The sequence below is a fragment of the Streptomyces sp. E2N166 genome (assembly GCF_003671715.1).
Taxonomy (GTDB): domain Bacteria; phylum Actinomycetota; class Actinomycetes; order Streptomycetales; family Streptomycetaceae; genus Streptomyces; species Streptomyces thinghirensis.
Window position 1 is genome coordinate 477,674 of the sequence record NZ_RAIF01000012.1, and the last position, 9,260, is coordinate 486,933.

Annotated in this window: 10 protein-coding genes and 2 pseudogenes; 9 read left to right on the forward strand and 3 right to left on the reverse strand. The window is 70.6% G+C overall.

Annotation, left to right across the window (positions count from 1 at the left end; genetic code table 11):
* A pseudogene (locus EBH09_RS38725) lies at positions 1–488 on the reverse strand (regulator); the annotation flags it as partial.
* A 236-nt stretch (positions 489–724) separates the two neighbouring features.
* Between EBH09_RS38725 and lipB the strand changes: the two are divergent.
* The 4 genes from lipB (at position 725) to EBH09_RS09855 (ending at position 3,883) form a co-directional block, all read left to right on the forward strand.
* Complete coding sequence (gene lipB, locus EBH09_RS09840) at positions 725–1,522, forward strand: lipoyl(octanoyl) transferase LipB (RefSeq protein WP_121746631.1); 798 nt, start codon at positions 725–727, stop codon at positions 1,520–1,522.
* A 171-nt stretch (positions 1,523–1,693) separates the two neighbouring features.
* Complete coding sequence (gene lipA, locus EBH09_RS09845; protein ID WP_121746632.1) at positions 1,694–2,647, forward strand: lipoyl synthase; 954 nt, start codon at positions 1,694–1,696, stop codon at positions 2,645–2,647.
* 232 nt (positions 2,648–2,879) lie between these two features.
* Positions 2,880–3,095 (forward strand): hypothetical protein, encoded by a 216-nt coding sequence (locus tag EBH09_RS09850; protein ID WP_121746633.1) that lies wholly within the window; start codon positions 2,880–2,882, stop codon positions 3,093–3,095.
* An 83-nt stretch (positions 3,096–3,178) separates the two neighbouring features.
* A complete protein-coding gene (locus EBH09_RS09855; RefSeq protein ID WP_121746634.1) occupies positions 3,179–3,883 on the forward strand; it encodes a DUF4191 domain-containing protein in 705 nt (234 codons plus the stop codon).
* 125 nt (positions 3,884–4,008) lie between these two features.
* Here the strand turns inward: EBH09_RS09855 and EBH09_RS09860 are convergent, their stop codons facing one another.
* On the reverse strand, positions 4,009–4,476 hold the full coding sequence (locus EBH09_RS09860; RefSeq protein WP_121746635.1) for an RDD family protein: 468 nt from the start codon (positions 4,474–4,476) through the stop codon (positions 4,009–4,011).
* A 253-nt stretch (positions 4,477–4,729) separates the two neighbouring features.
* On the opposite strand from EBH09_RS09860, the gene glnA reads away from it, so the two are divergent.
* From glnA to EBH09_RS09875, 3 genes are all read left to right on the forward strand, one after another.
* Positions 4,730–6,139: a type I glutamate--ammonia ligase gene (glnA, locus tag EBH09_RS09865; RefSeq protein ID WP_121746636.1), complete on the forward strand. Its 1,410-nt coding sequence runs from the start codon at positions 4,730–4,732 to the stop codon at positions 6,137–6,139.
* Between the two features lie 192 nt (positions 6,140–6,331).
* Positions 6,332–6,595, forward strand: a complete 264-nt coding sequence (locus EBH09_RS09870) for a hypothetical protein (protein WP_193776219.1) — start codon at positions 6,332–6,334, stop codon at positions 6,593–6,595.
* Between the two features lie 117 nt (positions 6,596–6,712).
* Positions 6,713–7,912, forward strand: coding sequence for a winged helix DNA-binding domain-containing protein (locus EBH09_RS09875; RefSeq protein ID WP_121746638.1), 1,200 nt, complete (start codon positions 6,713–6,715; stop codon positions 7,910–7,912).
* A gap of 155 nt (positions 7,913–8,067) precedes the next feature.
* Here EBH09_RS09875 and EBH09_RS09880 read toward each other — a convergent pair whose 3' ends face one another.
* Complete coding sequence (locus tag EBH09_RS09880; protein ID WP_055417700.1) at positions 8,068–8,382, reverse strand: hypothetical protein; 315 nt, start codon at positions 8,380–8,382, stop codon at positions 8,068–8,070.
* Between the two features lie 173 nt (positions 8,383–8,555).
* Between EBH09_RS09880 and EBH09_RS09885 the strand changes: the two genes are divergently transcribed.
* The gene (locus EBH09_RS09885; RefSeq protein WP_121746639.1) at positions 8,556–8,915 is read left to right on the forward strand and encodes an arsenate reductase family protein; all 360 of its coding nucleotides are present in this window, start codon (positions 8,556–8,558) and stop codon (positions 8,913–8,915) included.
* A gap of 58 nt (positions 8,916–8,973) precedes the next feature.
* Positions 8,974–9,260, forward strand: a pseudogene (locus EBH09_RS37775) (hypothetical protein); the annotation flags it as partial.

The window sequence follows — 9,260 nt, forward strand, 5'->3', positions numbered from 1 at the left end:
CGGCCCTGCGCGGGGATGCGCACGGGCACCTCGACGCGGGCCACCTTCTCGTCGGCGCGGCCGATCAGCCAGTCCCGGCTGGGCACGACGAGGCCCGCCGGGGTGAAGGCGATCTTGCGCAGTTCGGCGTGGCTGCCGGAGTCCTTGCGCCACAGCCCGCCGACGATGTCGACGGCCTCGTCCGGGGAGGCGGCGAACTCCAGCCCCGCGTAGACGGGGGCGCAGGCGTCCAGGCCGAGGTCCTGGGCGGTCAGGCGGCGGCCCAGACGCCGGGTGAAGACCTCGGCGATCAGGGCCGGGGTGGTGCCGCGGGGCTGCTGGCCGCGCAGCCACCGGGTGACGGACGTCTTGTCGTATCTCAGGTCCAGGCCGTGTTCGAGTCCGAGCTGGTCGACGCGACGCGCGAGACCCGCGTTGGAGAACCCCGCTTCGGCGATGAGCGCGGCGAGCTGGCGGTTGGGGGTGCGCTGCGCGGGTCGTTCCGTCATGGTGCGGTGCGGTCTCCTGCCTTCCGGGCCGTTCGATGTGCCCGGAGCGCCTGTGAGCAGCCCTTATGGCCTCGTGAACGGCGCGAATGTAGCGGAGAGTGAGCACCCGATCGCACACTTCGACCGGCATTCATCCGATCGTGTGAGGATTGCCCGCCCGGCTGACGACGGCCGGACGGTCGTACAGTGGCGTGGGCACGGTTCGTGCCTTACGACCTTCCAGGGAGGCACTTGCCGTGAGTGAGCTGCGGTTCGTCCGAATGGGGTTCGGTGCCGAACGCGTCGAGTACCAGGAGGCGTGGGACGAGCAGCGCCGGGTGCACGCCGCGCGGTTCGCCGACGAGGTCCCCGACACGGTGCTGCTCCTCGAACACCCGCCGGTCTACACCGCCGGCCGGCGCACCGAGGACAGCGAGCGTCCGCTGGACGGCACGCCGGTCGTCGACGTGGACCGCGGCGGCAAGATCACCTGGCACGGCCCGGGCCAGCTGGTGGGCTACCCGATCCAGAAGCTCCCGCGCCCGGTGGACGTGGTGGCGCACGTGCGGCGGCTGGAGGAGGCCCTGATCCGCACCTGCGCGGAGTTCGGCCTGGAGACCACCCGGGTCGAGGGCCGCAGCGGGGTGTGGGTGCTGGGCGACCCGCTCGACCGGCGCCCGGCGCTCGGCGGGCTGTCCCTGGACTTCGACCCCCGGCTGGCCGACGAGGAGTTCGACCCGCGGATGAACGGGCCCGAGTACGCCCCGTCCAACGCCGGCCAGCGCCGCGAGGACCGCAAGATCGCCGCGATCGGCATCCGGGTCGCCAAGGGCGTCACCATGCACGGCTTCGCCCTGAACGTGAACCCCGACAACAAGTGGTTCGACAGGATCATCCCCTGCGGCATCCGCGACGCGGGCGTCGCCTCGCTCGCGAACGAACTGGGCGGGGACATCACCATCGAGGAAGTACTGCCGGTGGCCGAGCGCCACCTGCGTGACGTCCTGGAGAACGCGGAGCTGAAGCCGCGGGTGATCGAGAAGACGCCGGCCTGATCCCTGCGCGGCATAAATCCAGCCCGTCCGGCGTTCGAGGACGAGGCCGTTCAGATCGAAGCGGGGGCCTGGGGGCGGCAGCCTCCTGCGAGGCCAGCACCCTCGCCGGGCATTCAAATCAACGGGCGTACGCTTGAAGACGCCGAAGAATCAAACGCTAGGGAGCCGGTCGTGTCCGCAGTCGCACCCGACGGACGCAAGATGCTGCGCCTGGAGGTCCGCAACAGCCAGACCCCCATCGAGCGCAAGCCCGAGTGGATCAAGACCCGGGCGAAAATGGGCCCCGAGTACACCAAGATGCAGAACCTGGTGAAGAGCGAGGGCCTGCACACCGTCTGCCAGGAAGCCGGCTGCCCCAACATCTACGAGTGCTGGGAGGACCGCGAGGCGACCTTCCTCATCGGCGGCGACCAGTGCACCCGGCGCTGCGACTTCTGCCAGATCGACACCGGCAAGCCCGAGGCGCTCGACCGCGACGAGCCGCGCCGGGTCGGCGAGTCCGTGGTCACCATGGACCTGAACTACGCGACCATCACCGGCGTCGCCCGTGACGACCTGCCGGACGGCGGTGCCTGGCTGTACGCCGAGACGGTGCGCCAGATCCACCAGCAGACGGCGGAGCGCGAGGACGGCCGCACCAAGGTCGAGCTGCTGGCCCCCGACTTCAACGCGGTGCCGGAGCTCCTCCGGGAGGTCTTCGCCTCCCGCCCCGAGGTCTTCGCGCACAACGTCGAGACGGTCCCCCGCATCTTCAAGCGCATCCGCCCCGGCTTCCGCTACGAGCGCTCCCTGAAGGTCATCACCGATGCCCGCGACTACGGTCTGGTCACCAAGTCCAACCTGATCCTCGGCATGGGTGAGACGCGCGAGGAGATCAGCGAGGCGCTGAAGCAGCTGCACGAGGCCGGCTGCGAGCTGATCACCATCACGCAGTACCTGCGCCCGTCGGTGCGCCACCACCCCGTGGAGCGCTGGGTCAAGCCGCAGGAGTTCGTGGAGCTGCAGCAGGAGGCCGAGCAGATCGGCTTCTCCGGCGTGATGTCGGGCCCGCTGGTGCGGTCCTCGTACCGGGCCGGACGGCTCTACCGGATGGCGATGGAGCAGCGTAACTCCGCCACCGTGTGAATTCACGCACAAGTCACTACTCGCCAGTAATGGCCGATACGTCGCGGTCCCGACCGTCCTCGCAGATGAGGACACCGGTCGGGGCCGCGACGCCGTTCCGACCTGCGGCATCGCGGCTTCATGTCCGTTTGACCGGGGGGTCACGCCCTGGTAACACCAATCAGTGACCCTGAAATCACAGCACGTACACCCGTCTCCGTGCCCGGAGCCGTACCGAGGGGGGACCTCCACGATGCAGGCCGCGCCTGTTCGCGCCACCGCCGTCCGCGCCACCGCCATCCCGTCGTTCACCACCGCACTGCGGGCCGTCGAGTCGCTGCTGATGAGCAGTGGTCAGCGCACCGCCCGGCGCAACGCCTGGACCTCCGTGCTGGAGGACCGCCGCCGCGCCAAGGACCGGATCGAGACGGAGCGCGTCCTGCGGCAGTCCGTCGCCGGCCGCCCCTGAGCCCGGCCCGGCCTCCGCCCCGCCTCCCCGTACGCCGGGCACTGCCGTCGTCGGCGCTTTCGGGGGCACGTAGACTTCGTGCCATGGCGAGGAAGGAACCTGCAGCGGACGCTGCGAATCCCGGGCGACTGAAGCAGATCGCTCTGACCTACAAGATGACCCGCAAGGCCGACAAGAAGATCGGTCTTGTACTCGCGGGTGTCGGCATCGTCGTTTTCGGTGTCCTCCTCGCGATCGGTTTCTTGATCGGTCACCCCATCTACGCAGGCATCCTGGGCGTGCTGCTCGCCTTCCTCGCGACGGCGATCGTCTTCGGACGCCGGGCCGAGCGGGCGGCCTTCGGTCAGATGGAGGGACAGCCGGGCGCCGCGGCGGCCGTGCTGGACAACATCGGCCGGGGCTGGACGACCACCCCCGCGGTGGCGATGAACCGGAACCAGGACGTGGTGCACCGCGCGGTCGGCAAGGCCGGCATCGTGCTGATCGCGGAGGGCAACCCGAACCGGGTGAAGTCCCTGCTCGCCGCCGAGAAGCGGAAGATGAACCGCATCGTCGCCGACGTGCCCGTGCACGACCTGGTCGTGGGCACCGGCGAAGGCCAGGTCGAGCTGAAGAAGCTCCGCACGACCATGCTCAAGCTCCCCCGCGTCCTGAGCGGCCCGCAGGTCACCGTGACCAACGACCGGCTGCGCGCCCTGGGCGACCTGATGAGCAACATGCCGCTGCCCAAGGGCCCGATGCCGAAGGGCATGCGCATGCCCCGGGGCGGCAACCCCAGGCAGCGCTGACCCCGTAGGACTTCGAGACGCCGGTACGGCGATGGGGGCGCCCGGATCACTCCGGGCGCCCCCATCGCCGTACCGTACGCGCCGCGCCAGCGCGTACGCGCCGCGTCAGACCAGTACGGGTCGCGTCAGATCCGTACTTCCACGGTGCGCGCCAGCCGGTCGTGCAGGCCCCGGCCGTCGCGGTCCCAGATCAGCGCCGGGAGGGCCACGCACAGCAGGGCCGAGCGCAGCAGGCCGCGCAGGGGGCTCGGACGGCCCGTGCCCAGGTCCAGCACGCGCAGGCCGAAGAGGCGCTTGCCCGGGGTGAAGCCGACCGTACCGACGGTCAGCACGCTCAGCACGAAGAAGATCAGCAGGGCCCAGTTGCCGGTCGCCTGGTCGTAGCCGTCCGTGATCAGGCCGTATGCGATCAGGAGGCACAGGGCCCAGTCGACGGCCAGGGCGCCGATCCGCCTGCCCGGACGGGCGATCGAGCCCGGTCCCTCCTCGGGCAGACCGAGCTGCTCGCCCCGGTATCCGAGATCGGCGCCGGCCTCTTCGATGGCCGCGCGCGGCCCGGAAAGCCACGATCCGATTGCTTGCCTGTTGTCCACCCGTCCACGGTACTGCGCCCGTATATGACCGGCGGACGGAGGGTGGGCGCGGAGGCCGCGGAGCGGCGTACGGCGGGGTGTGGCGGGCCCGGATGAGGCCTACGCTGGAACGGAGCCGGTTAACTTCTGCGAAACAAATGGGTCACGCCCGAGAAATCACCCGTCCCTAGGGTCGAGGAAGCGTGTGCCACCCGCACTGGCCGCACGAACGATCTACCACCCCGGCGGGACGGTCGGGAGTAGGAGGAGCTGGATGTTCCAGAACGCCGACGAGGCCAAGAAGTACATCGCCGACGAAGACGTCAAGTTCGTCGACGTCCGGTTCTGCGACCTGCCGGGCGTCATGCAGCACTTCACGTTGCCCGCCGCCGCGTTCGACCCCGATGACGAGCAGGCCTTCGACGGATCCTCGATCCGCGGCTTCCAGGCCATCCACGAGTCGGACATGTCCCTGCGCCCCGACCTGTCCACCGCGCGCGTCGACCCGTTCCGCCGGGACAAGACCCTCAACATCAACTTCTTCATCCACGACCCGATCACGGGCGAGCAGTACTCCCGCGACCCGCGGAACGTGGCGAAGAAGGCCGAGGCGTACCTGGCCTCCACCGGCATCGCCGACACGGCGTTCTTCGGCCCGGAGGCGGAGTTCTACGTCTTCGACTCGGTGCGCTTCGCCACCAGGGAGAACGAGTCCTTCTACCACATCGACTCCGAGGCCGGCGCCTGGAACACCGGTGCCCTGGAGGACAACCGCGGTTACAAGGTCCGCTACAAGGGCGGCTACTTCCCGGTCCCGCCGGTCGACCACTTCGCCGACCTGCGCGCCGAGATCTCCCTGGAGCTGGAGCGGTCCGGCCTCCAGGTCGAGCGCCAGCACCACGAGGTGGGCACCGCCGGCCAGGCGGAGATCAACTACAAGTTCAACACGCTGCTCGCCGCGGCCGACGACCTCCAGCTCTTCAAGTACATCGTCAAGAACGTGGCGTGGAAGAACGGCAAGACGGCGACCTTCATGCCGAAGCCGATCTTCGGTGACAACGGCTCGGGCATGCACGTCCACCAGTCGCTGTGGACGGGCGGCGAGCCGCTCTTCTACGACGAGCAGGGCTACGCCGGCCTGTCCGACACCGCCCGCTACTACATCGGCGGCATCCTCAAGCACGCCCCGTCGCTGCTGGCCTTCACCAACCCGACGGTGAACTCCTACCACCGCCTGGTGCCGGGCTTCGAGGCGCCGGTGAACCTTGTGTACTCGCAGCGCAACCGCTCGGCCGCGATGCGCATCCCGATCACGGGCTCGAACCCGAAGGCCAAGCGCGTCGAGTTCCGCGCCCCGGACGCCTCCGGCAACCCGTACCTGGCCTTCTCGGCCCTGCTCCTCGCGGGCCTGGACGGCATCAAGAACAAGATCGAGCCGGCCGAGCCGATCGACAAGGACCTCTACGAGCTGGCTCCCGAGGAGCACGCGAACGTGGCGCAGGTCCCGACCTCCCTCGGCGCGGTCCTGGACCGCCTGGAGGCCGACCACGAGTTCCTCCTCCAGGGCGACGTCTTCACGCCGGACCTGATCGAGACGTGGATCGACTTCAAGCGCGCGAACGAGATCGCGCCGCTGCAGCTGCGTCCGCACCCGCACGAGTTCGAGATGTACTTCGACGTGTGATCGACGCCCGGGTCCGCCCGGGTCGTCCGGCGCCCCCGTCTCCTGCTCGTCAGGGACGGGGGCGCCGTCGTCGTCCGCCGGCTCGCCGGCCCACGGGCTCGTTGGCCGAAAAGCTTCACAGGGGGGAACAGGCCCGGGATCATGTTTACTGACACGGTTGTTCGAGTCAGGGGACGGGGAGAGGGACCGGACATGTCCGAGCGGGACGACGAAGAGCGCGAGTTCGACATCAAGTGGGCGGACGGTGCCGAGCACAAGGAACCCTCCGCACGCGCCAGGATGCTCGCCGCGCGCTGGAAGGAGAACCCGCCCGGACCGGTGCCCTTCCGCGCCGACCCCGAGCACGTGGGCCGCTCCGGACGCCGGTCGTCGTGGGTGTCCACCGCCGTGGTGCTGGGCTGCGTGGCCGCGCTGATCGTCCTGCTCGGGTACGCCAACTTCCGGGCGTCCTACTAGGGCCTGTCAGACGGGCCCCAGGTCGCTCACCGGACCGTCGTCCGGCCCGGGACTGTCAGTGGCGTCGGGCAGGATGGCCTCACCAGAACGCGACGTTACGGGCGGGTGGAGGCCGGTATGGGCGACGGGCGGCGGCGCATCGGGACGGCGGAGCGGCGGGACCGGCTCGCGCTGCGGCAGCGGCTGGCGGGACCGTCCCGGGCGGGGAGCCCGGAGGAGGTCGCCGGTTCGCTGGTCGCGCTGCACGGCACGGACCCCGCGACGGTGCACCTGGCCGTGGGCGCCCGGCTCGCGGACGCGACGAAGACCGTGGGCGGGACGGAGCGGGCGCTGTACGAGGACGGGACGCTGGTCCGGATGCACGGCATGCGGCACACCGTGTTCGTGTTCCCGACGGAGCTGACGGCGGTCGTGCACGCCTCGACCGGTCTCACCGTCGCCGCCAAGGAGCGGGCCTCGCTGCTCAAGAACATGGCGGAGGCCGGAGCCCCGGACGCGGCCTGGCTGACGGAGGTCGAGGAGTCGACGCTGGCCGTGCTCGCCCGGCGCGGCCAGGCCACGGCGGCCGAGCTGGCCCGGGACGAGCCGCGGTTGAAGGAGCAGTTCGTCTACGCGCCCGGGAAGAGCTACGAGGGCGTGCACACCGTCTCCACCCGGCTGCTGAAGGTGCTGGGCGTGGAGGGGAAGGTCGTCCGGGGCCGGCCGCTGGGCTCCTGGACGTCCAGCCGGTTCCGCTGGGCGCCGGCGCCCCCGCATCCCGAGCTGGACCCGGCCGAGGCGCAGGCGGAGCTGCTGCGGCGGTGGCTGGCGGCGTGCGGGCCGGCCACCGAGGACGACCTGAAGTGGTGGACGGGGTGGCGGGTGACGGAGGTGCGCCGGGCGCTGGCCGCGATCGGCGCGGAGGCGGTGTCACTGGACGAGGGCGCGGGGTACGTCGTCGCCGGTGACGCCGGTCCGGTGGCCGGGCCCGCCGAACCGTGGGCGGCACTGCTGCCCGCCCTGGACCCGACGGCGATGGGCTGGCGGCAGCGGGACTGGTACCTCGCGCCCGAGCTGCGGCCGATGCTCTTCGACCGCAGCGGCAACGTGGGGCCGACGGTGTGGTGGAACGGCCGCGTGATCGGCGGCTGGGCCCAGCGGACCGACGGCGAGATCGTCTGGCGGGTGCTGGACGGTGCGGGGACCGGCGGCGAGGGCATCGGGCGTGAGGCGGAGTCCGCGATCGCGGCGGAGGCGGAGCGGCTGGCGTCCTGGGTGGCCACGACTCGGATCACGCCGCGCTTCCGGACACCGCTGGAGCGGGAGTTGTCGGCGTAGCGCCCGTTTCCCGGCGCCGGTCGGCACCTTCAGCCCGTCCGGCGCTTGAGGACGAGGCCGTTCAGGCCGAAGCGGGGCCTGGGGGCGGCAGCCCGCCCCCAGGGACGGCGACCGGACGCAGGGCACCGCGAAACGAACGGCACCCTGCGTCCCGCTCACCGCGAGTACCGCATCAACGCCCGCACCATGTGGCACGTCGTGTCCGACGGCGGGTGGACGCCGATCGTCTCCGCAGCGCTCCGTATCCTCTCGTTGCGCGCCTGGTTCGGCAGGTAGACGCCGGAGTCGAGCAGGGCGATGGCGAGCCGCATCGCCTTGAGCCGGCGGTTGTGCGTGACGTACCACTCGCGGGGACGGCCCGCCGGCAGCGGACGCTTCTCCACGGGTTCGTAGGGCAGGTCGAGCAGGACGGGCCGCTTGGCGGTGGACTGGGTGGGCAACGGCTTCGGCTTCAGTGCGGCAGCGGGCACGGGCATCCTCCTGTCGCGGTCAGGGCGCCGTCCGGACCTCCCGGCGACACCCTCGAACACTGCTTCTATTTTACCGTCCACCACTGACAAAAGCCCCTGGCCACAAGGGCTTTCGGGGTCACTGTGGCGCACGGGACGAACGGGTTTCCGCACCCTCGGGCTACGGTGTCGGCATGGAGATCTGGATCAACCCGGCCTGTTCGAAGTGCCGCAACGCGGTCGGCCTGCTCGACGCCGAGGGTGCCGACTACACCGTCCGCCGTTACCTGGAGGACGTACCGAGCCAGGAGGAGATCCGCGAGGTGCTCACCCGTCTCGGCCTGGAACCGTGGGACATCACCCGCACCCAGGAGACCGCGGCCAAGGAACTGGGCCTCAAGGACTGGCCTCGTGACGAGGCGTCACGCGATCGCTGGGTCACCGCGCTCGCCGAGCACCCGAAGCTGATCCAGCGCCCGATCATCACGGCGGACGACGGAACGGCCGTCGTGGGCCGCACCGATGAGGCGGTTCGGGACGCTCTATCCCGTTAGACAACACCTTGTCGGGCGCCGGGACTCAGGGCCGCCCACGCTGTTACCCTGCGCCGCCATGACCCACGATGATCAAGGACCGCAGCCCGGACCGTACGAGCAGTCCGGACAATACGGGCAGCACGGACCGTACCCGCAGCACACGCAGCCCGCTCAATACGGGCCGTACGACCCCGCGACGGCTGAGGCCTCCTGGACGGCCGAGCAGCACCGAATACGCAGACGCCGCCGCACCCGGTTCGCGGTCCTCGCGGCGACCGGCGGCGTCCTCGTCGTGGCCATCGCCGCCGGCACCCTGATGTACACCGGCGGCAGCGGCGACGACGACCGGGCCGCGCAGCCGCC

Bases quoted from the DNA above. Each gene is read 5' to 3' on its own strand.
- EBH09_RS09850 (WP_121746633.1), top strand. From the start codon at position 2,880: ATGCAGGCCGCGCCTGTTCGCGCCACCGCCGTCCGCGCCACCGCCATC.
- EBH09_RS09855 (WP_121746634.1), top strand. From the start codon at position 3,179: ATGGCGAGGAAGGAACCTGCAGCGGACGCTGCGAATCCCGGGCGACTG.
- glnA (WP_121746636.1), top strand. From the start codon at position 4,730: ATGTTCCAGAACGCCGACGAGGCCAAGAAGTACATCGCCGACGAAGAC.
- EBH09_RS09870 (WP_193776219.1), top strand. From the start codon at position 6,332: ATGTCCGAGCGGGACGACGAAGAGCGCGAGTTCGACATCAAGTGGGCG.
- EBH09_RS09875 (WP_121746638.1), top strand. From the start codon at position 6,713: ATGGGCGACGGGCGGCGGCGCATCGGGACGGCGGAGCGGCGGGACCGG.
- EBH09_RS09885 (WP_121746639.1), top strand. From the start codon at position 8,556: ATGGAGATCTGGATCAACCCGGCCTGTTCGAAGTGCCGCAACGCGGTC.